Annotated in this window: 22 protein-coding genes; 11 read left to right on the forward strand and 11 right to left on the reverse strand. The window is 46.9% G+C overall.

The window, feature by feature from the left end:
* The first annotated feature begins 251 nt into the window (after positions 1-251).
* From FGL37_RS13735 to FGL37_RS13750, 4 genes are all read left to right on the forward strand, one after another.
* Positions 252-1,262 (forward strand): sensor histidine kinase, encoded by a 1,011-nt coding sequence (locus FGL37_RS13735; protein WP_138096848.1) that lies wholly within the window; start codon positions 252-254, stop codon positions 1,260-1,262.
* Entirely contained in the window at positions 1,259-2,302 is a 1,044-nt protein-coding gene (locus FGL37_RS13740) for a sensor histidine kinase (protein ID WP_051607336.1), read from the forward strand. Before FGL37_RS13735 ends, FGL37_RS13740 begins: the two co-directional genes overlap by 4 nt.
* A 7-nt stretch (positions 2,303-2,309) precedes the next feature.
* On the forward strand, positions 2,310-3,080 hold the full coding sequence (locus FGL37_RS13745) for a LytR/AlgR family response regulator transcription factor (protein WP_028072173.1): 771 nt from the start codon (positions 2,310-2,312) through the stop codon (positions 3,078-3,080).
* Positions 3,081-3,215: 135 nt separating this feature from the next.
* Positions 3,216-4,190 (forward strand): c-type cytochrome, encoded by a 975-nt coding sequence (locus FGL37_RS13750; protein ID WP_028072172.1) that lies wholly within the window; start codon positions 3,216-3,218, stop codon positions 4,188-4,190.
* Between the two features lie 284 nt (positions 4,191-4,474).
* Here FGL37_RS13750 and FGL37_RS13755 read toward each other — a convergent pair whose 3' ends face one another.
* Positions 4,475-6,376, reverse strand: coding sequence for a T9SS type A sorting domain-containing protein (locus tag FGL37_RS13755; protein WP_028072171.1), 1,902 nt, complete (start codon positions 6,374-6,376; stop codon positions 4,475-4,477).
* 182 nt (positions 6,377-6,558) lie between these two features.
* Between FGL37_RS13755 and FGL37_RS13760 the strand changes: the two genes are divergently transcribed.
* The gene (locus FGL37_RS13760; RefSeq protein ID WP_028072170.1) at positions 6,559-7,068 is read left to right on the forward strand and encodes a hypothetical protein; all 510 of its coding nucleotides are present in this window, start codon (positions 6,559-6,561) and stop codon (positions 7,066-7,068) included.
* Positions 7,069-7,126: 58 nt separating this feature from the next.
* On the opposite strand, the gene FGL37_RS13765 is transcribed toward FGL37_RS13760, so the two are convergent.
* From FGL37_RS13765 to FGL37_RS13795, 7 genes are all read right to left on the reverse strand, one after another.
* Complete coding sequence (locus tag FGL37_RS13765) at positions 7,127-8,263, reverse strand: FAD-dependent monooxygenase (protein ID WP_028072169.1); 1,137 nt, start codon at positions 8,261-8,263, stop codon at positions 7,127-7,129.
* Between the two features lie 93 nt (positions 8,264-8,356).
* Positions 8,357-8,893, reverse strand: a complete 537-nt coding sequence (locus tag FGL37_RS13770; RefSeq protein ID WP_028072168.1) for an outer membrane beta-barrel protein — start codon at positions 8,891-8,893, stop codon at positions 8,357-8,359.
* A gap of 116 nt (positions 8,894-9,009) precedes the next feature.
* Positions 9,010-9,705, reverse strand: coding sequence for a DAPG hydrolase family protein (locus tag FGL37_RS13775; RefSeq protein ID WP_160169554.1), 696 nt, complete (start codon positions 9,703-9,705; stop codon positions 9,010-9,012).
* Between the two features lie 2 nt (positions 9,706-9,707).
* Positions 9,708-10,730 carry a sensor histidine kinase gene (locus FGL37_RS13780; protein WP_028072167.1) on the reverse strand — a complete coding sequence of 341 codons (1,023 nt, stop codon included), beginning with the start codon at positions 10,728-10,730 and terminating at the stop codon, positions 9,708-9,710.
* Positions 10,727-11,788 (reverse strand): sensor histidine kinase, encoded by a 1,062-nt coding sequence (locus FGL37_RS13785; RefSeq protein WP_081818016.1) that lies wholly within the window; start codon positions 11,786-11,788, stop codon positions 10,727-10,729. The genes FGL37_RS13780 and FGL37_RS13785 overlap by 4 nt, the downstream gene beginning before the upstream one ends.
* Complete coding sequence (locus tag FGL37_RS13790) at positions 11,788-13,101, reverse strand: amidohydrolase family protein (RefSeq protein WP_138096850.1); 1,314 nt, start codon at positions 13,099-13,101, stop codon at positions 11,788-11,790. The genes FGL37_RS13785 and FGL37_RS13790 overlap by 1 nt, the downstream gene beginning before the upstream one ends.
* A gap of 152 nt (positions 13,102-13,253) precedes the next feature.
* Positions 13,254-13,838 carry a hypothetical protein gene (locus FGL37_RS13795; RefSeq protein ID WP_028072165.1) on the reverse strand — a complete coding sequence of 195 codons (585 nt, stop codon included), beginning with the start codon at positions 13,836-13,838 and terminating at the stop codon, positions 13,254-13,256.
* A gap of 231 nt (positions 13,839-14,069) precedes the next feature.
* On the opposite strand from FGL37_RS13795, the gene FGL37_RS13800 reads away from it, so the two are divergent.
* The gene (locus tag FGL37_RS13800; RefSeq protein ID WP_160169553.1) at positions 14,070-14,747 is read left to right on the forward strand and encodes an SDR family NAD(P)-dependent oxidoreductase; all 678 of its coding nucleotides are present in this window, start codon (positions 14,070-14,072) and stop codon (positions 14,745-14,747) included.
* A gap of 87 nt (positions 14,748-14,834) precedes the next feature.
* Here FGL37_RS13800 and FGL37_RS13805 read toward each other — a convergent pair whose 3' ends face one another.
* Both FGL37_RS13805 and FGL37_RS13810 read right to left on the reverse strand, forming a co-directional pair.
* Complete coding sequence (locus tag FGL37_RS13805; protein ID WP_081818015.1) at positions 14,835-15,968, reverse strand: serine hydrolase domain-containing protein; 1,134 nt, start codon at positions 15,966-15,968, stop codon at positions 14,835-14,837.
* A 41-nt stretch (positions 15,969-16,009) separates the two neighbouring features.
* A complete protein-coding gene (locus FGL37_RS13810; RefSeq protein ID WP_028072163.1) occupies positions 16,010-17,281 on the reverse strand; it encodes a hypothetical protein in 1,272 nt (423 codons plus the stop codon).
* A 313-nt stretch (positions 17,282-17,594) separates the two neighbouring features.
* Here FGL37_RS13810 and FGL37_RS13815 point away from each other — a divergent pair, with 313 nt between their 5' ends.
* From FGL37_RS13815 to istB, 5 genes are all read left to right on the forward strand, one after another.
* The gene (locus FGL37_RS13815) at positions 17,595-18,056 is read left to right on the forward strand and encodes an SRPBCC family protein (protein ID WP_028072162.1); all 462 of its coding nucleotides are present in this window, start codon (positions 17,595-17,597) and stop codon (positions 18,054-18,056) included.
* Between the two features lie 73 nt (positions 18,057-18,129).
* Positions 18,130-18,276: a TetR family transcriptional regulator gene (locus FGL37_RS13820; protein ID WP_081818014.1), complete on the forward strand. Its 147-nt coding sequence runs from the start codon at positions 18,130-18,132 to the stop codon at positions 18,274-18,276.
* 28 nt (positions 18,277-18,304) lie between these two features.
* Positions 18,305-19,402 carry an ISL3 family transposase gene (locus FGL37_RS13825; RefSeq protein WP_138096852.1) on the forward strand — a complete coding sequence of 366 codons (1,098 nt, stop codon included), beginning with the start codon at positions 18,305-18,307 and terminating at the stop codon, positions 19,400-19,402.
* Positions 19,403-19,632: 230 nt separating this feature from the next.
* Entirely contained in the window at positions 19,633-21,171 is a 1,539-nt protein-coding gene (istA, locus tag FGL37_RS13830) for an IS21 family transposase (protein WP_197734470.1), read from the forward strand.
* A gap of 12 nt (positions 21,172-21,183) precedes the next feature.
* Positions 21,184-21,900 carry an IS21-like element helper ATPase IstB gene (istB, locus tag FGL37_RS13835; protein ID WP_197734471.1) on the forward strand — a complete coding sequence of 239 codons (717 nt, stop codon included), beginning with the start codon at positions 21,184-21,186 and terminating at the stop codon, positions 21,898-21,900.
* Here istB and FGL37_RS13840 read toward each other — a convergent pair.
* Positions 21,883-22,137: a helix-turn-helix domain-containing protein gene (locus tag FGL37_RS13840; protein WP_028071638.1), complete on the reverse strand. Its 255-nt coding sequence runs from the start codon at positions 22,135-22,137 to the stop codon at positions 21,883-21,885. The genes istB and FGL37_RS13840 overlap by 18 nt on opposite strands.
* Positions 22,138-22,404: the final 267 nt, after the last annotated feature.

Here is a 22,404-nt window from a genome sequence, read left to right on the forward strand (position 1 = left end):
GACGAGAACCAGCGAGTGCATAAAATTCCTTAAGGTCAGTCACATTTAATCGTTTGCGTTCAAGGTAGTATGGTAGATACGATCTGTTATTTTTGTATTGTACAGTTCATTCATTAAATTCCTCAATTCATACAAAATGTATTAGCATTCAGGAGTGGATGCTGATCATTTTTAATGCCATTGTCGTATCTTAGAGGACATCAAAAGATAAATTGAACCGACCACGATATACGAAGAACGATCTCAAGATCATGTTGGGAATCCTGGTACCCTATTCGGTCCTGATGAATTCCATACTCTATGGGGAAAGCCTCTATGGGAGTTGGGGGAAGTTCATTTCGGTATTGATGGTTACGCTCTTTATCAAATGTGTTTCCTGGCAGTTCCATACCTATGTTGCCGTATACCTGAGGGCAAGGATGCCCCTGGATGCCCAGATCATGCGGAGGATGCTTACCGCGCTGCTCCTGTTCTTTGTTATGACAGCTGTAGACGGTATTTTTATTACCTGGCTTTTTCATCATTACCAGTTCCAGGGATTTGTCTACAGAGGTGATCGTTTTTTGTACGTGATCCTTTCAGGGATGGTCCTCAACCTTTTCGCTACGCTCTTTCATGAAGGTGCTTCCAATTTTGAGAAATGGCGGGCTGCGCTGACCGAAACCGAGCAGTTGCGTACAGCCTATATCAAAAGCCAACTGGAAGGGTTGAAGAACCAAATCAAGCCGCACTTTCTGTTCAACAGCATCAATACACTATCGGCCCTGATCGGCGAGGATGGGGAAAAGGCGGAAGCTTTTTTGGATGAACTATGCAAAGTCTACAGGTACCTGCTCAAAAACGATGGGCAGTTCGTATCCCTGGCCGAAGAACTGGCCTTTGTAGGTTCTTACTTCTATGTATTGAAAGCCAGGTATGGACAGGCTATTGAATTGCATATGGACATCGATGAAACCGAAACAGAAAAACTGGTACCGCCATTTACCTTACAGCTGTTGCTCGAAAATGCACTGCACAATAATGTGGTAAGTAAGAAAATGCCCCTTAGGATCTATATCGGTGCCAATGGGGACGGACAGCTTGTGATCGAGAATTCGGTATCGACTAAGATCAAGGCCGACCTTGAGGCCGACGAAAGCGGGCTACGCAATGTCATCAACAAGTTCCGCCTGTTGGGAATGGCCGAAATAAGTATTCAACAGCTTGTCGGGACAAGGCGCATCCAGCTGCCCCTTGTGATTCAAAAAAACTTGGAAATATGAGCACGATATTCAGGCCTACAAAAATAGAATGGATCAGTTTCTGGGTGCTGATGCCGATCATCTCCATTGCAACAGGTTTGGTAATGTTCAAACATCGGTTCTACCAGGAATGGGAAGTGATGCTGGGCGCATTTACGGCGATCTACCTCATCGGACTGTTATCCTGGTACCTGCATATCGTCTCCATGCACTACCTGGCAAAACTGCTGCCCAAGCTGAGTCAGACGATCATCAGGCTGGTGCTGTTGGCAATTGTGCATATGGTACTGATCACCCTGACGATGTGCAGCTATTTTTATGGCTTTGACGCCTTATCGCTATTTGGCTACCAATTTGATGAGGATAGTTTTAGGACCGGACTATGGGTAGGCGTATTCCTCACGCTGATCTCCACCTCCCTATGGCAGGTGGAGTATATTTTCAAACAATGGCGCCTGAGCCTTTCTGAAAAGGAACTGATAGAACAACAGAAGCTGGTACACGAGTTTGAGAACCTAAAGAAACAGATCAACCCACATTTCCTGTTTAATAACCTCAATATCCTTTCCTCGCTGATTGCGGAGGATGCGGTCAAGGCCGAGTATTTCCTCAATGAACTGAGCAAGGTGTACCGGTACCTGCTGAAAAATACAGAAGAGGGATTGACAAGTGTAGGGGACGAACTTGATTTCATTGGATCGTATTATGAACTCCTGCGCATCAGACATGGGGAGGCGATCCGATTGGTACTGGAAGTGGATGCTGCTGCTAGGGGCTGTTACCTGCCGTCCTATTCCCTGCAATTGTTGGTAGAGAATGCGGTCAAACATAACGTAGCCAACAAAATGCGACCGTTACAGATAGAGATCTATATCAGGGATGGAAACCTTCATGTAGTCAATAACCTGCAGAAGAAAAAAAGCAACATCCTTTCCAACAAGGTAGGCCTATCCAATATTACCGAAAACTATAAGTTGCTGATGGACAAAGATCCGCAGTTTTATGAGACAGAAAACCAGTTTGTGGTCATATTACCACTGATCAAAATAGAAATTAACTGATATAAAGATGAAAGTTTTAATTGTTGAAGACGAAAACCTTGCCGCTAAAAAGCTGGTGAAGACCCTGTTGTCCATTGCGCCAGGAGCAGAAGTGCTGGGCGTGCTCGATAGTGTGGAAAGTACGGTCGAATGGTTGGAAACGAATAAGCAACCCGATCTCATCCTGATGGATATCGAGTTGACCGACGGCCAGAGTTTTGAAATATTCAAACAGACCGAAGTCACCAGTACCGTCATATTTACGACCTCCTATGATGAACATGCATTGAAGGCCTTTAAGGTCAATAGCATCGACTATCTGTTGAAGCCGGTGCAGAAAGAAGAATTGGAGGCGGCCCTGCAGAAATTCGAAAGGCTCCAGAAGCAGTCTGCGCCAACTGCCAATGTCGCTGATTTTGAAAAGCTGATGGCCGGATTGCAACAGATAAAGCCCAAAACCTATCGTAAACGATTTTTGGTCAAAAGTATGCAACGCTTGATCTCGATCAATGTGGCAGATATCGCCTATTTCTATTCGGATGACCGCCTGAATTTTTTCAAGACCTATGACGATAAACGCTACATCATCGACTATACCATGGATGAGCTGGAAAATATGGTTGAACCGGACGATTTCTTCAGGATCAGCCGGGCATTCCTGGTGGCCACGGCCAGTATAGACAAGATCCATGATTATTTTGGTCACCGTCTTTCGCTGCACCTGAAGCCCTTACAGGATAAGGAGGCGATCGTGAGCCGTGAAAAGGTCACTGATTTTAAGCTCTGGCTGGGTAAATAGCCCGCTGTAGATCCGCTGCGTTTGGTTTGGACAGTTCATCTTACTATAATCCCAATTGGTTCATGAAGTATTTTCTTAAAGCTCGGTTGTCATTGAAATTTGGGTAATAATTTAAATGATTATCCAATAAATAAAATGAAGACATTAAAAGTAATCCTCATCATTATCGTGGTGATATTGTTGGTTGTACTGGCCGGGGGTGTGTACATCAAGACAGCCCTGCCCAATGCCGATCCGGCACCAAAGCTGAGCATCGAAGCCACGCCTGAACGAATCGAAAATGGCAGGTATCTGGCCAATCACGTGGCAGTCTGCATGGACTGCCATAGTACAAGAAACTGGGAGCTATTCGCTGGCCCTATGGATGTCAATGGTATGGGCGGGGGAGGAGAAGTATTCAACCAAGAGATGGGCTTTCCCGGAACCTTTTACGCACCAAACCTGACACCATATGCATTGGCCAGTTGGACTGACGGCGAAATCTTTAGGGCGATCACCGCAGGGGTAGACAAGGAGGGAAAGGCTTTATTTCCGGTGATGGCCTCACATCGTTTTGGAAAGATGGACAGGGAAGACCTGTATGACATCGTTGCCTATATCCGTTCCCTAGCTCCCGTAAAAAAAAATATCCCTGAATCCAAGGCAGATTTTCCGGTCAATATCCTGATCAATACGATGCCCCAGAAACCTAGCTTTACCAAGCGTCCAGATACCTCAGATGAATTAAAATATGGCGCATATCTGGTAAATGCCGCAGGATGTGTAGATTGTCATAGTAAAACGGATAAGGGAAGTATTATCGCCGGCACAGAATTTGGGGGCGGAATGGAATTTGCACAGCCTGTCGGCATCGTAAGGGCACCTAACATCACTTTTGATCAGCAAACCGGGATAGGGACCTGGACTCAAGAGAGCTTCCTCGCTAGGTTTAAGCTTTATGCGGATCCTGCGTATAGTTCGCCACGTGTGGAAAATGGCAGCTATAATACGCCAATGCCATGGACAATGTATGCGGGAATGAAAGATACCGATCTAAGGGCCATCTATAGTTACCTGAAAAGCCTTGTTCCGATCAATAATCAGGTAGAGAGGTTTACACCCAAAAAATAAGCGAACCCAATTTGAACTTTAAACGGGATGATGATGCTACTGGCATCGCCATCCCTTTTTTTGTCTGGACTGTCCGCCTATCAATTAAAAGTCTAGGATATCAAACTGAAGCTTGTTGACCCTGTTTCTCAGTGTTGATAGGGTAGATGAGGTACATGCCGATATTCAAAATATGCTATTGCAAATCTACGGTTGTGGAAGAGATTTGGTAATAGGCGGTGAAGCTTTTAGCTGATCTTATCGTACCAGCTTGTTCTTTTTCTAAGGAACAAGCTGTGATAGATTTATTTAATCATCAGCTTGAGCTGTTGCTTGGACGTTTCGCTGTCTATACCTATAAAATATAGGCCGCTAGCCATAGGTTTGTTGAGTTTGAGCTGATGCTTTACAGCTTGCTCCTTTGATTGGAGAGTTTCGCTGTGGACAATCTGGCCTGAAAGATTGGCAATGGTCACCTTGACCGATTTCCCAAATGTGGAAGGCAGCATCAGATAGATTGGACCTGTCGTGGGGTTTGGAAATACAGAGACGGTGGAAGGATCGATGTGGATCTTCACCATCCTTACGCCAAGTACACTAAGCTTTCCATCGTAATCGACCTGCTCCAAGCGGTAGTAATAAATGCCGCTACTCAGGTTTTTGTCTTTATAGGTATAGTGTTTTCTACTGTTGGTATGTCCTGCGCCAATGATACGGGCAATTTCCGTAAAGTCTGTTCCATTGATCGACCGCTTAATGATAAACTCCTTATTGTTGGCCTCCATCAGCGTAGTCCATTTTAATAGGACAGCGTCATGGCTATATTTGGCGCTAAATTCGTAGAGTTCAATGGGAAGTACGGGAGGTGGGCCAAATATCGAAGCCATTCCCTTTCTGTTGGCATGACCTGGAGCGCCCAAGAGCATATGGTTTTCCGAGATAGCCACAGTGGTACCGAACTGTGCGACTTCACTACGTTCCGAGCTAACTATTTTTTGCTGGAAGATCCATTTTCCATCTGCCAACTTTACGAACAGATAGGCACTGCCGGCAGCACTCAGGTATTGTTGGCCCTCTGCATTGTCGTCCTCTAGATAGGTGCCGATCAGGATACTGCCGCCATCTATGCCCACCGCATAGCCAAAACGGTCTTCCATGGTACGATCCGGAGCGTTCAGCTTCTGTGTCTGCGTCCAAGAGCCGTTGGAAGCTTGTTCAAAAATATAGGCGCTCCCGGCAAGCTGCTTGGGATTACCCCCTTGTATATCATCGTCTTCACCATAGGCACCGATCACAACGGTTTGTCCGCTGATAGCGACACTGTAACCGAAGAAATCTCCTGAATTCCGATCGCTGGACACGATTTTTTGTTGTTGTATCCAAGATCCGTTGGGTTGACGTCCGAAGATATAGGCGCTACTCGCATTTAACAGTGAACCTGTGCCCTCTGCATTTTTTATATCCTGATAGGCGCCTACCACGATATGCTCGCCGTGGACGGCCACCAACCAGCCGAAGCAATCACCCGTCCTTCTGTCCAGTGCGGTCAATTTTTGTTTTAAGCTCCATCCATTAGCGTTGTCCAGTTCAAAGACATAAAAACATCCAGAATTGCTAACAGCGTTTCCGGCGGCATCTTTATCGCTCAAATAAGCGCCAACCACGATGTAGTTGCCATGCATGGCCACCGAATGACCAAAAAAGTCGTTTGCTGCATAATCAGAAGGTATTAGTTTTTGGTGTTCACGCCAGATGCCGTCGGCTCCGCGATAAAAGACGTAGGCAGCCCCCACATTGGCTAGTTTCTGTAGGTCAACGTCCTTCTCTTCGGCTCCGATGACCGCAAAGTTGCCAAAGATGGCTACCGAAGTTCCGAAGGAGTCACTGACCCTGCGATCACCTGCAATGAGCTTCTGTTTGAAGACCCATTTTCCATCGAAGGATTTTTCATAGATGTGGGCCGAACCAGCATCATTAAGGATGTTACCGGTGGATCCGTCAAGCTCTTCCGTTTTATTTGAACCAACAATGGCATAGTTTCCACTGATAGCGACCGATCTGCCGTAGAAATCTGTAGCCGCACCATTTTCGGTAAGCAATTTGGCGTGCTCGACCTGCTGTTGTGCAATTGCCAGATTTTGGATTAGGAACGTGTTCGTCAATAAGCTGATCACGAAAACCTTTAGTTTGATTTTTGTTTGTCTCATATGAAATTAATAAATTGATGCCGATAGCCTTCCAACACCTTTGCCCGAATCGCTGTGCCAGAACGTAACTTACCGGTACGGCAAATTCGTGGCTTTATCAATGGATCTTAAGCGCTTTCGGATGGACTGGTCAAATCCCTGGTTTAATTGTAGTGCTGTTTCCACTTAAACTTGGCGCAGGAATGTGGAGTCTACTGTTCATACGGAAGATCGACAGTTCGTATACTTTTCTATTTTGGTTTAGCTTGCCATTGGCGAGTTTTGGGAGGCAGGTTCTTGAACCCCTGCTGATCGAAATGAAAAGATTTTTATGGAATGTCTCCGCAATCGTCCTGATTGCATTTTGCTACAAACCTGCCTTGGCACAGCAGAGCCCAGAGGGAACGGTGAACAGATTTATCGCACACTACCATGCGGGCCGAACCGATAGCGTGTACGTGCTCTTCAGCGATCGCCTGAAAAATGCCATGAGCCGGGAAGATACCGAGCTGCTGCTCGGAAAGATGCTGCTTCAACTTGGAAAGGTAAAAAGTCACCGACTTGAAGACAAGGTCAACGCAAAAGTGGTCAGTTATCGCATGCAGTTCGAAAGTGTATTGGTCGATATGGCCCTGATCATGGATGGTCACAAGATTGACGGTATACGTAAGCGCCAGCCCGACAGTGGGACTGTGCCGATAGACAAGCGCTGATTTACTTGATTACGGTAGCGAGAACGGCTAGTAGATGATCCTACTAGCCTTTTTTGTGCTATAGCTTAAAGCGATAAAGTTCTTCGAACTGCTTTTTTTGAAGTCCTTTTGGACTATGTTTCAATAGCCAATTTCTGAGGAAAATGGCGATGGGGTTGGTCCATTGTGCCATGGCACCTATCCTGCGGGATTGGGAGATGATTGCCGATGTACGTTTCAATCGTTTTTTCTCAAACCTGCGGAAGGCTTCCTCAAGGTCGCTCGAGGTCTTGAATTCGTTTGCCAGGATGACCGCATCTTCGATGGCCTGACAAGCTCCCTGTCCCATGTTCGGGGTGGTGGCATGGGCGGCGTCGCCAACAAATAGTATCCTGCGATAGGCAAATTTTTTCAGCGGTTCGATATCGTAGATGTCGTTCCGGATCAGGGCCTGGTCGGGCGTAAGCTCCAAAAGCTGGATGATAGGGGAATGATAACCCTGAAAATGTTGGGCCAGGTTTGCCGTTGTAAAGTTCTTAAAGTTGGGATCATCGGGGGCCGCATTGATACAGGCGAACCAATACACCTTTCCATCCCTAAGGGGAACGATACCAAAACGTCCATGGGCTCCCCAGGTTTCGGAAGCCCCTTGAAGGTCAAGCGCCTTGGCGTCCACTACTGCACGCCAGCAGGTATATCCTGCATATCTGGTCTTAGAATCGAGAACTATCTTCTTCCTGACAATAGAATTGATCCCATCGGCGACGATCAGGTAATCGGTCTGGTGGATGCTGCCGTCCGAAAAGGTCAGCTCTGCACCGCTACGATAGGGTCTGCAATGGACAACTCTTTTATTGGTATGCACAAAATGGCTGTCCAGTTCGTTCAAAAGACATTCGTGAAGGTCGGCGCGATGGATGGTGAAATTGTCGATTCCATATTTTTCGACCACATATGTGCTGTCGGCCGAAGAGATAAGCCCGCCCCGTTGGTCCAAGATCTGGAAGTAGGGAAGCTGTCGGCCAATGGACACAATCTTTTCGTCCAGACCGATATGGGACAGCGCTTTAATGGCATTGGGCGCAAGTCCCAATCCCGCACCTACAGCCGACAGTTGTGGGGCAGCCTCAAAAACCTCTGCGGTGATACCTTCTTTTTTCAGGGCAATGGCGGTAGCTAGGCCAGCGATCCCGGCTCCAATAATGCTTACTTTCATGTTGATGTGATTGTGTTAAATATAAAGATCTTCTGCAAAAAAGGGCTGCCCCTAAGAACAGCCCCTCAACACTATAAACTACTATTCAATTGGCTAAAGACCAAAAGCCACTGCGGCCCTAAGCCCGAAGAAAGAGGAACCGATACCGTCTTTTCTCCAGTTCTCATACCTGATCCCCAGATCTACGATAGTCTTTTCCGAAATCGGCAGGTTAATGCCTATGCCAGGTGCATAACTGAAGGCCGTACCCCCGTCCTCATCAGTACTGATGGCGGCGCCTACCTCGGCCTGTCCGTAGAATTTGCCCGCAAAGAAATACTTCGCACCAGCTTTCAACGGAATGGCACCACTGCCCTTAGTGTCTTCACCAAAACTCTCCAATAGGTCTTTGATCTCCTTCTTTAGCCTGAAGGAAAGATATCCGGCATTGGCTGTCAGGTTAAGGTTCTTGACTATATTGAATTCACCCTGTACCGAGGCGCCATAACCGAAGCTGAACACGTCCGCGTTGTCACCGGTAGGCAAAGCCAATTCTAGCCCTGCGCTGATCTTGTTTGTTGCGCCCTGTTGTGCGTTTGCTGCCATGCCCAAACCGGCTAGCAATAATAATGATAGTACTGTTTTTTTCATTGTTATATTATTTATTTGTGTGATAATTCTTTATTCTTAGGGCAAAACTGCAGTTAATCTGCTCAGTCCCAAACAGACACGTTCATGAACTGGGATATTTGACTACCAATTGTATTTTATGGCTGCTGGAGGAGCCTCCAGGGCTCGGCAATCATGTCTCCATCACAGAACTGCGGATGGTATTGCCGATAGAGTTCGGGAAGGAAGAACTCGAAATTGCCGACCTCTTCGATATTGTGCTTCAGCCACAAGCGGCCCATGATCTTCGAAAAAATAAATGGACGGATCAACTTATTGAACAACGGTCCCATCAGCCAATGGTCGGAGCCCACCAACATTTGTGACCGGTAGCTGCTGCCTTCCGTACCTGCCTGTCCGAAATGGTGTTCCAAGCTGAAAATTTCGATACCAAGTATCCTACGGACCAACCTGATTCCTGTAATATCCAACTTTTCTACCCTTTCAATGCTGTCGATCTGATAGCTTGGATTGTTGGCAAAGGCTTCCACGATCCTGAAATAGGATCCCACGCCAACCTGCTGCGCTTTGCCTTTCTGTCCAACCAATTCCCAATGGATATGGTCTAGCGGATGCCAGATCAGGTACCTTGGATATCGATGACCACGGTAGGTCATATCGCCACCGATGTTCCTGAACCACCATTCCAGCATCTTTGGGCTGACCCCTTTGATCGTGCTGTGGACAATGCGAAGATCATAAACACCATTTTTGGTAACCTCAAAGCTCGTTTCCGCGCTAGCTAAGCTTTTCATCTGCCAGCCAAAATCTGGCATTTCCCAATTTTTTTTCATATCTATTTTACTTGTAATGGAAGACTGTAGCGAAGGCTTTCTCCATTTTTCTTGACCGAAAATTGGCCTATTTTTAAATAATTGTACCTTCCAACGATGCTGCGCAGGTTGGCCGATGGCGTGTAGTTCCAATGTGCATGTAGTCCGTGCTCAACGTAGACGTAGGCCTCTTCGGTCCAAATGCGGATTTCGGGCAAGTTGGGGTCTGGATAATGGTAATCCTTTACGTCTTCGATGATCCTTTGTATGCTGAATGGGGGAAGGTAATGGGCTGAGTGCTCTCCAATCGGACTGATGTCTAGTCTTATCGGCATTCCATTGGCCGTTTCCAACAATTTGACGTACAACATGACATGCTCAAATTCCTGTGACAGGCTGCAGAGTTCCTTTTTGTTCTCGTTCAGAAATGCACGATAGACCTTGCTCAGTACATCCAGATAGGTAATGGACCTTTCCAGGTCATTGGCGATCAATCGGCCTACAGCATATAAACTGTCAAACAGGAAATAGGGATGTAGCTGTTCCCTAAGTCCGCGATATTCCCTTAACAACTGTTCCTGGTCCAAAAGTTCTTTTGTGGTCAATGCATTTTTCCAGTGCTCAAAGATATATCTGACCTGCCAAATGCTGTTGAAGATGATATTGCTCAACAGGGCCAATACCAGCGCGGCAACGAAATGGGCTTGGTCGAGCTCAAGTCGTCCAGGTTGCGAGACCCTGTCCAAGGCCTGGAACAGGATCGAAACGATGACGATCTCTATTGACAGCTGGGATAGGAAGATGCACAGTGCCCTTAATGGAAGCTGTTCCGAATCGGGAAGGAGCCAGTTCATGCAATTGCTGATGACCACAGACAACCACCACGAAAGGATGCCCAGCGTGAAGACGAGACCGAAGAGGTTGAGGCTATGGGTCAAATCCATTCCAAGGTTATAGAACATCAGGTAATAGATGGAGATGATGATAATGGGAAACGGGAAGGATAAGGTCCTCCACTGGCTACGGTTGGGCAGGATGAAGTTCATAAGGGCCTAGGGATTAAGATCAATGGGATTTTAACCCACCTCCATTGTTTGTGGTAGAATAGGTCAGCGTCATAGATGCCCATTAGCTTGTATTTATCAAAAAGATGGTGGATCTTTTGGTCCTCATTGACGATAGGACTGTTTTTCTTAGGCTGCATCAAATGACCGAACAGTAGGTTGTCCCTTTCTCTCTGGATGCATAGCTTTAACGGAGCCTTCTTGCTGATCGAATTGTGTTCGATGATATTTTCGGCGATGAGCATCAGACTGAGTACGGGAAGTGCATAGGCCTCCGTATCTCCAAGCTGTCCCAGTTGCAGCTCAATGGCAGACCCGTATCTTGTCTTGAGCAGAAAAAACCAGGAATGGATAAAATCGATTTCTTCGCCCAGGGGGATCAGTTCTTCCCGGTCACCTTGTAGGATGTAACGGTAGACCTTGCTCATCTCGTCCAAAAACTTTTCTGCCAAGGTCCTATCTTCTTCAATAAGACTGGATAGGGTATTGATGCTGTTAAATAAAAAATGCGAATCTATCTTGCACTTCAGTCCCGTTAACTGGCTCTTGAGATTGTTCTTTTTCAGTTCCTCGGCTTCCAACCAGGTTTTCCGCCAATTGTGGAACATGTAGACGCCTTCGTGAAAGCCGGTAGCGGCAATATTGGTGCAGAAACCGGTCACCAGCGTCTTGAAATAACCGTCCCACTGGAAATCAAAGTCCTGGAAGTCCGTGAGCACAAATAGGGCACAGCTTGCGCTGATGACCGTCACCATGATGCAGATATGGCTGCCCATGCTCCAGACCAGTCTTTCGGTCACCTTTTCGATATTAGCATATCGGCTACGGATCAATCCGTCCGCATAAATGTGCAGACGCCAGGAAACGACCGTTTGGACGATCAATGCCAAAGTTACCGGCCAAAAGATATGCCAATGGCTGAAATAGCTCGAGCCAAATAGCCAATAGGCGATCAGGAACATAAACGGGGGCCTGATGAAAAATAGGACGTAGAAATCCTGTCTCTTCAACTGTCGGCCCCTAGGGAAAAACAGGCTCATCAGGAAAGTATACCTTTTGCAATCTCTTGGACCTGGTGGGATAATGCCTGGAAATCATGGTCGATCCAGTCGCCATCCAGTTTGAAAAGTTTGCCGTTGACAACAATCGTCCTGAGCTGCTCTTCCTGTAGGAAATAAAATGCCGGATGCTGTCCGAAGCCGCCCATTTCCAGCTGATCCCATTGGAAGAGGTTGATACAGGCATTTCTGCCGACCTCGATCTTTGAGGATACGTTAAAGCCCGAGTAGCTATTGGCATGATCCATCGAATCAAAAAAGAATTTGTTCGCTTTGTAGGGTATGTCTGTCGGAAACTGCATCTGATCAATCGCTCGCTGGTTCATGTAGCCGCGATAATACTGCAACAATAAACGTTGCTGGAAGATCAGGCTATCGGTAGCACCAGTTGGAATATCTGTACCAATGGCCCATTTGGCCGAAGGATGGTCCGCAAGGAGCTCTACTGCTGGATAGCCGAGGGCTGTCTGTAGTTCGGCTTCTGGTGTGATTGATACCAAGCAGCCCGCTTCTGCAATCAAGCCGTATTCTTCCGATGACAAGGTACTGCAGTGCACTAGGTTCAGCCTTTCGTCCAACAGCCCATGATCCGCCAGCTGGCGTACCGGTTGATGGATCTTGCCCAGAATGGAGCTGCCAAGGTGCATCGATACCGGACAGTCTAGGGAGGCAGCCAACTCGATGTCGGCCCTGTTAACCTCCATGGTCGCAAACTCCGGCCCCCTGATGCCCATACCGATGCGTACGTTACTTTGGTGCTTATGAGATCTGGCGAGCTGCTCGACATAGGGCTGATGTGGAATGGTGCTGTTATTCCAGAGCTTGTCCCTTCCGAAGGCAGAGGTAGAATGAAAGAAGAGCACATTTATGCCCGAGTCGATGGCCGCCTGTACAGCCGCATCGGCATGGGCCTCCGAGTTCATGATATGTGACCAGTCAAATACATTGGAAACCCCGCTGGCCGCAGCCTGTAGGTAGCCGTATAGATTCAGCTGGTATAGCTGTTCGGCACTGATCTTCTGCGCCATGTCTCCGCAGACCTTTTCAAGGTATTCCAATAATAATTGATCCGCAGAATAGCCCTTGAAGGGTGCCTGCCACACATGCTTGTGCGAATCGGTCATGCCAGCCACCGCCAACATTCCTTTTCCGTCCAATACGACGTGTCCCTGTTCCTGGTCGTACCCGCCAGTATTTTCCTTTATGGCCGTGATAATGCCATCTTCGATGTAGATATCCTTGGCGCCCGAAACTGGTGCGCCATCAAAAATCCTGATATTTCTTATGATCATCATGTTTTTTTTCTTCAAATTTTCCGCTTTCCAGGGAAGTCGTCCAGCCAAAAATGGATGAACGGGTTATTTTTTGGTTGAATTGTCAAAAAGGACAGACCAATAAAAAAATGGTGTTTGCCCTTTGCTATCATTTCTTTATTCTTTTGGCATAGCTACCATTCCTCGTGTAGGGCTTGGATTGGTGCCGTGCCGTCGGTATTCAGGATATCAAGGAAGTGTTTTCCCTGGTCAAGGTAGCGTCCGTAAAAGAAGGTTGCCGAAAGATTTCCCCTGCCGACCAATGCTTCCTTTTTGAGCTTGCGCTGCTCATTTTTTGTGGCCGTCCTGATCCTTTCGATGCCTTTGACCGGATGTAGGGTGAAGGTGGGATAGGCTACACCATCTACATCAGCGGTACCAATGGTCACCGTTCCTTCCGTTTCCAGCCATAGTTGGTCCAGGGTAGCATAGTTTCCGCTATTGAGGTATTGCATGAACTTGTAGGTTCCGTCTTTACGGATTTCCAAAAAGAGGCTCAGCCCGAAGGCATTTCTGTAGGAATCTGAATAGGTGTCGTGATAGTTGATGCTGGATACGGTGCCATAGGTCCAATATTTTCCGTTGGGTGCGATCAGTTCATCGGGAACTTCGCTTCTGGGCGACCCCGCAAAATCATCTGCAGCTTCATGCTCGCTATCTTTCTTGCAGCTCTGTAGTCCGATCATCAGCAGTAGGGCGACTAGTGTAAATTGTTTCATATTATTTTGTTGTTTTTTTTACAAAGATGCCGCGGTAGTTCAACTGCCCAAAGTAGGTTTGGGATGAGGTGAGCATTCCCAGGGAGCAAGTGTGAAAAAAACAGCCCAAACCGTTTTTGCCTAAGATGGCAATATACCTTTGTTTCAATTGGGTGCCCGAAATCGCTGATTCAACCGAAGTTGTTTTCCGTTCTAGTTGCTAAGGTCAATCTTTGCCGAAAAATGAATATAATGGAACAGAAAAATCAGAAAAAAGTAGTGATCACCGGTGGCAATAATGGTATAGGCATGGCCCTAGCTCAATTGTTGCTAGATCAACAGTATCAGGTGACCATCACCCTGAAGCCGGGACAATCTCCCAAATGGCAGCATCCCCACCTTAAAACGGTGGCCCTTGAAATTACCGATGCCTATAGCATAGCCCAGGCTGCCAAAACATTGGAAGCTGAATGTGGAGGGATAGACATCCTGGTCAATTGTGCGGGAGTAGCAACCGATGCCTATTTTATCATTCCTGAGTACGAATCCTTCAAAAGAACGATAGATGTGAACCTCACCGGTTTGGTGTTTTTCAATGAAGCGGTTTTGGGACTGGTCTCCAAAGGTGGTCATATCATCAACGTTTCCAGTGATATGGGATTGTTATCGCAAGCCGATACAAACGGACCAGCCTATAGGATTTCAAAGGCGGCACTCAACATGTATACGAAAATGCTGGCCTTGAGGATGCGTGAAACCGGGATCAGGGTGACTGCGGTCCATCCTGGATGGGTAAGGACCAATGTGGGCGGGGCGGACGCACCGATGGATACGACAACTTCTGCCGAAGGAATCTACGGAGTGATCATGGACGCCAAAAGGAATGGAGAGTTCCGGAACATTGCCAATGACGATTGCTTTTTGCTTTAGGCTTAGCTTTCTATTGATCCGCTAGGTTAACCATGTTGGTCCCTAGCGGATTTAAATGAAGGCTCGAGCCCCTGAGCGGTACCAGCCTTATCGAACCAACTTTCTTGTGAAGGATTTCGGCATTTTTTCAGGCTTGTAATTCGGATAGTACATTTTCAGGATCTCCCCGGCCAGGTAGGCATAGAGGTCGGCATTGTTGCTCAGTACGATGACCGTAAAATTGTCTTGGGGCACCCTGAGGATATCCGCCAGGCCGGGTCCGCCACTATGTCCAGCTATCGCCAGTCCGTTGTTGTTCTGTATAGCCCATCCCATTTTGCTAAAACCGCCCTTTAGGCCAGTTGCTGCAACCGCTACGTCCTGTATTTCCTTTTTTAGGATAGTTTGCCTATCCAGGCAGATTGCCCACTTGCAAAGATCTGAAAGGGAGAGGAACATCCCACCGGCCCCAAAAGAGGCTGGCGAATAATAGCCCTTAAAGACCAGTGGTCCATTTTTTCCCTTAGTGAAATTTTGTGACTTGTTGGGAATGGGGTACATGGTCTGAAAAGGAAATCCCCTGTATTCGACGTCAAAGCCTCCATCCAACATTTGCATTGGCAAAAGAAGTTCCTTTTTTAGTACCGTTTCGATCGGCTCACCTGCAATTTTTTCTATGATATATTGCAGCACAAAATAATCTCCGTTCTGGTAGGCCTGTTTACTTCCGGGCGGAAATACCAGCGACGAGTCCTTTAATTGTTTGATGACCGTTTCGATGGGCTCTACCTTGAACTCGGAAGAAGCGCCAATCCCCAGATAGCCGCCAAGCGCTCCCGGCCAAACTATGCCGCCCTCATGTGCCAGTAGGTGCTGGATCTTGATGTCCTGCCATTTGGGTGCCTCTGGAATAAATTTGCCGATCGGATCCTCTAGGCTGATCTTCCCCGATTGCACCCATTTCATCAATAGGCTGGACGTAAATAGTTTGGTCGCAGAGGCAATGGCAAAATTGGTACGCGGCGAAACGGGAATACCGTATTCGATGTTCGCAAGACCATAGGTATTGGAATGTAATATCCTTCCGTTTTTGATCACGGCAACGGCCATCCCGAGCGTGCCGGTTTCTTTCATTTCCTTTGCAATGTAGGCGTCTAAGGCTTCGTTGTGGGCTGGTTTTGGCTGCGCCATGGAATTGATCCATAGTAGGATAGCAGCACAGCATAAAATTGAACTTTTCATTGCTCATCATTTAAGGTGATCCAATTCGATAGTGAACACGATCAGAACTGGTGGAATTTCAGTTTGAACTTACCGCTGATGGTGAGTTTGCCAGCATATTCACCGTCCACCCATCTGCCGGCAGAGCTGAGGTTAAAGGTACCCTCGGTATAACCGTCTTTGTTTATCTTTGGTATGTTGAGGCTTCCCCCGCTCGGCACCCAATCTTCTTTTGAATTTTCATAGAGATGACTGAGATGATCCTTGGTAGAATAGGCGTATTGGAATTCTACAAATTTGTTAGGTTCGTGAATAGCGGTCCAAGGATGATTTCCCTCACCTGTGTTCCAAATAATGGCCAGGGGTACGAACTCATCGCCCGGATTGACCATCCCCGTAATCGCATTATATTTCTGTTGTATGTTGGTCAGGGCGCCATAATAGGATTTCCACTCCCCTCCATTGAAACTGACCAGCAGGTATTCGTCCGAAAGGTAGGTAATGTTTGAGACCAATAGTCTTTTGGTAACGCCGGGACTCTTTACCTGAAGGCTGACCGCTGCTCCATTTCCACTTGCAACAGATTTAGGAGCAGTTAGGGTAGCCGTATTTCCATTGGCCTTGAGTTCCCCTGGACCTCCCAGTTCCCATTTGACGATGTGTTTTTGTGCCAAGGCAACAGGCCTGATCACCGGCCGGTCTTTTACCTTCGATGGGACAAGTGGTACGATTAGAAAATCGTCGTCCTCGACCTGGATGTACCTAACGGCCTTCAATGTTAGGGATTTTCCCACTTCCAGCTGTGCATTGCCGGGAACAAGGTCCAGCCACTTCATGGGGACCCAGTCACTGAAATGGTCTGTAACTACCGTAATTGTTTGGTCAGTGGGATTGGTACGGGTATTCCCCTCGACTCTCCAGATACCCTGATCATCCTGATAGGAAACGGTAAGGCCTTCAATCAGCGGAATGCTGCTGGCTACTGCAGCAAAGGAAAAAGTCATTTCGATAGGCTTGGTAAACTTGATGCCGTGGGGCAACAGCCTAAAAGATTGACCTATTCCTGCTGGATTGGTGGTACTGATGGGTTCCACCGTAATAACCGTGTTTTTATCCAGGGCGCCATCGGGAATGCTGATACTAATGCCTTCGGCAGTCTCGATGAGCCCCCCATTGGGGCCGATTTCCTTGGTCGTTTTGGGACCGTTTACAACTCCGATTGGTGTCGGTGCGATGATTTCCAAATCTGTGGGATCAGTAACCTTGTCCTTTTTACAGGCCAGGGTAATGCTGAGCATGGCGAACAGAACGCCTTTGACTAACTTGTATTTCATGAATGTATAAATAATGATATAAGAGCTGCAAAGCTTGACAAAACCAAAGTCGATAGGAATGCCAAGTTGGATGATATGTGGAATGGGCGGGATGAACTGCTATATTTTAGGTTGGGAAATGTTTGATTGGAGGTAACTTTATGGAACTGGCCCATTCGACGTTCATGTAGGAAAATGTTCAATTGAACCATCATATTGAACAGGTCTTTGCTAAAATGTTTGCCACCAGAACGTCTATTCACGTACTTTGAGTAAAAAAGACAGTCTTGCCTATAGATCGTGATAGCATCGGATATATTTAGACCAACCCATTATGATAGTAACACAGTCGCTCAGCATAGAGATAGCTGCCGAACGGAGAAAAGTTTTTGATTATATAGCAGATCTTCGCAATGATAAGTATTGGCGCAGCGAGGTCAACGGTACCTCCATAACAGGGGAGGTGCAGGTAGGAGCCGTTGCCCTGGAAGATTCCAGGCTATCCCCAAAGGTACCCTCGTACCTGCGAAAATTACGCTGCACGGAATGGGTCGACCAGACACGGGTAGTTTATACTTCCTCTACTGACGAAAGCTATTTTTTACGAACTCTTCGGACAGTTCATGACAATGATCGTGGTGGGACCCGTGTTTGCTATACGCTGGAATTCGATAGCGCGGTCGTGAAAGTGGGACTAGGGTTTTCACTGCCCCATACCATCGTCAATTGGGTCACCAAAAGGGCCATGCGCCGTTATCTTAGAACGCTCAAGAGGAACTTAGAATCTAAATGTTAAGCAAACGTTTAAAATAAGTGTTTAATACTAAACAATATCAGTAGCTTTGCATTACCAATGATGTTCAGACCAGATGATAAAGACAAATATAGACTCAACCGAGCAGAAGATCAAACAGGCGGCACGAAAGGTATTCATCAGCAAAGGCTTTGCAGCTACGCGGACGAGAGATATCGCCGAAGCGGGTTCTTCCCCACTTTTGGTGGTAATCTTATCATAATTGTCGTGTGCAGACCGTTAAGATTATAATGAATGCCTCAAAACTCGTTTTTTCAAACGGGGATCGCTTCAAAGTGATATCGGTTGACAACAGACAGGACGAACTTCGTATTTATGTTCAGAGTGGCACCGGGTCTGTTAGCTGTCCGAACTGCTGTATCCCCTCGAAAAGAATCCATAGTTATTACACACGTAAAATCGCAGATCTTCCGGTTTTTGGAAAAACATCCGTGATTTTTCTTCGCTCGCGTAAGTTTTACTGCCGTCATCAGGAATGCCCGTTTAAAGTATTCACTGAACGTTTCGAGCATTACTTTAAGCCTTACAGGCGGAAGACCGACCGTTTGGAAAACAAGATCCGGCAGCTGGGACTACTGGCCGGGGGCAGACCTGCTGAGCGAATCTGCGACTTAGTGTCGATGCCTTCCAGTGACACGACTATACTGCGACTGATTGAAAACGAGGCTTTTTCACCATCAGAAGGTGTGACTGCTGTCGGGGTGGATGACTGGGCCTATAAAAAACGGAATAGCTATGGTAGTATCCTGGTCAATCTTCACACAGGGAAAGCTATCGACCTTCTGCCTGACCGGGAAGAAGAGACGTTGCGAAAATGGCTGGAAATGCGTCCGGAGATTAAGGTAATGAGTCGGGACAGATACAGTAATTACCAAAAAGCCATCATCGCCGGTGCACCACAGGCTATACAGGTAACCGACCGTTGGCATCTGTTGAAAAATCTAAGCGAAGCAGTACAGAAAGTATTGGTCAGGCAGTATAGCAAAGTCAACGCTATGCTGTCCCCGAAGCAACCCCTGAACGAAGCGGAAAAAGCGGTCTGCGGCCAAAATATCTCTGGTGGAGACAAAAGGTCCGAAGCGAATCCCCAAGGTGGAATCCGCCTTCAACGGTTCAAACAGCTTAAAGAACTGCAGGGAAAAGGGCACTCTATACGTGCGATGGCACGACATCTGAACATGAGCAGGCGAACTATCAAGAGATATCTGGATATGAAAACCTTATCCCGCAGATCACAAAGCCGTAACAACCCGATAGAAAAATTTTTTCCGTACATCAGAAAGCTTATGGAGGAGGAATGCATATTCCGGAGTAAATTGACCCCATGATTCCGGTACGTTGCACTGGAGTATATGCGCGATTCCATTGAGTTATCGCATGCCATTCCGGCAGAAGCTGACCCCTCTATAAGATTTAGATGAACTTATTCCGGATCATACTGACCCCTCAAAAAAATAATGTGGGGCTAATTCCGGAGCATCTTGACCCCCTTGGTTATTTTGATTTATTTGGGATAAGATTTTTAAGAGTTATTCCAATGGCCGGTAAATCAAGACCCATGAGTCAGATAAAACAATTGATAAGATTGAAACAGCAGGGCTATGCCATAAAAGCGATAGCACGTTGTTTGTCACTGAGTAAGAACACCGTAAAGACCTATCTTTTCAAGATCGGTCAGGCAAAGCTCAACATGAACGAGCTGCTGGAACTGGAGGATCCGATTCTCGACGGGCTTCTTAATGCCGGTAATCCAGCCTATCGTGACGCCCGGTTTGAGGATTTCAAAGAGCGGCTTTCCTATTTTCAGCAGGAACCCGGCCGTCCGGGTGTTACCCGTAAACTTCTCTGGGAAGAATATAAGCAGAGCGTGCCGGACGGCTATGAACTTTCACAGTTCTGTTTCCACCTGGGGCAATATCTCAAAGTACAGAAGCGCAGCTCGATGGTGATGGACCATACGCCGGCAGATAAACTATATATCGACTTTTCCGGTAAGAAGCTTCATTATATCGATCACGATACCGGTGAGGTCATAAATTGTGAGATATTTGTGGCCTGTCTCCCTTTTTCCAATTATTGTTACGCCACAGCTGTACCAAGCCAGAAGACGCCGGACTTTTTGGATGCGCTGGATAGATGCATACAGTTTCTTGGCGGGGTGCCAAGATGTATCGTTCCGGACAATCTCAAGTCTGCGGTTATAAAAAGTGACAGGTACGAACCGGAAATCAACCGCTGTATGGAAGACCCGGCCAATCATTACGCTACTGTTATCGTTCCTGCACGCGCTGGAAAGCCCAGGGACAAGAGTGCCGTAGAAAACCATGTAAAGATCATTTATACGCAGGTATTTGCCAAACTTCGAAACAGGAGCTTTTTCTCATTATCATCCCTCAACAGCGCCGTTGAAGACTGTGTATTAAAGCTGAACCAGACGCGTATGCAGAACAGGAGCTATTGCCGGCAGGAACGGTTCCTCAGCTGTGAAAAACATCTTCTGTTACCATTACCCGAGCATCGCTTTGCACTAAAATATTATGCGGAGCTCAAGATCGGTGAAAACGGACATGTCTATCTTGGCAGGGACAGACACTTCTATATTGCACCCAGTTGCTATATCGGAAAGAAAGCACAGGTTATCTACACCAAAAATCTCGTGCACATCTTTGTTGGAGGAAAACAGGTCGCCCTGCATCAGAGGAGCCCAAAACAGAACGCCTATACTACCCTGGAGGAACATCTGGATGCCGGGTACCGTGAGTTCAGAAAAAAGAACCCTGCCCATTACCTGACAAGAGCAAATGCGATATCCCCGGTATTCAGTGAACTGGTACAGATGATCTTTGATCAGAAACGCCATCCTGAACAGCTTTACAGGACATGTGACGGACTGTTCAGGCTTCAAAGGACCTACAGCGACCTGTTTATAAAGGCCTGTCGGGTAGCTATTACTCATCGCCAGCTACGGTATAAGTTTGTTGAAGGTCTTTTAATAACCGGTATGGTAAACTTTCCGGAGCACGGCGGGGCACAGAGCGAAAAAAAAACTTCCCCTGCACGAAAATATCAGGAACCGGGGGTATTATTCATAACATAAAAATCAATTACAGTGAACATCGAACACAACATGAGACGTCTCCGGCTATTGGGCATGGAGCGTAGCTGGAAAGCGCTGGTAGAAACGCGTCGTATGACAGAACTTAACTTTGAGGATGGATTGCAGCTTCTCCTGCAGTCAGAGCTGGACAGCCGGGAAGAAAAACGGTTTGACAGACTAAAAAAGAATGCTGCCTTTCGCTATCAGGCATCGGTCGAGGAGCTCAATATGGATCCCAGACGCGGTATGGACAAAGCCCAGATCGCTGACCTGATTACTGGCGGGTACATTGAAAGAGGTGAGCCCCTACTGATATCGGGCGCGACGGGGTGCGGAAAAAGCTTTCTGGCCTCAGCCCTTGGGTTAAAAGCATGCTCACAGGGAAAAAAGGTCTTATACTTCAATCTACAGAAGCTGCTCCAGCGAACCAAGATTGCCAGACTGGAAGGATCAATGCACAAACTTCTGGACAGGATTGCAAAATCTGACCTGCTGATCCTGGATGACTTTGGTCTTGTAAATCTGGATCAGCAGCAAAGACTGGACCTGATGGAAATTATTGAAGATAGGCATGCCAGGTCATCCACCATTATAGCCAGTCAGCTTCCGGTCGCAAGCTGGTATGATGTGATTGGGGAAGATACAATTGCGGACGCTGTATTGGACCGGATTGTACATACTTCTCACCGAATTGAACTTAAGGGTGAAAGTCTAAGAAAAAAAAGGTAATATTGTCAGGCTATTGGTAAAAATCCCCCAGATAACCAAAATCAGAGGGGTCAGTATCGCCGGAAAGGGGTCAACATCACCGGAATATGCAGCCAGCAGTTCGGGATAATCCAATCCCAGTAATCTAAACCGGCCGATATAGCTATCTACCGTTTTACGGTTGATGTTCATCATCTGGGCAACCTTACGGTTACTAAGTCCTTTTTTCTTGAGAAGGATCAGTGTTCTAAGTTCCATTTGTTTTTCCGTTGTCCTGCCATGTTGCTGTAATAGGGTTATATAACAACAACTTAAGCAGTTTAAGGGAAAGTGGCCCAATGACCTCCGTTTTAGAAGTAACAATGGCCCGATGACCTCCGAAATTCAGGAGAGTTTTTGGCCCAGCGACCTCCGAAATAATTGGCAAATCAAACCGAATTAACTGGCCCGGTGACCTCCGTTATAGACATCCGTCTTGTGTTCCAGTTTTCTGGTTTCTTCGCCTCGTAACTGTATATCCAAGTT

Source organism: Sphingobacterium thalpophilum (genome assembly GCF_901482695.1).
GTDB lineage: Bacteria > Bacteroidota > Bacteroidia > Sphingobacteriales > Sphingobacteriaceae > Sphingobacterium > Sphingobacterium thalpophilum.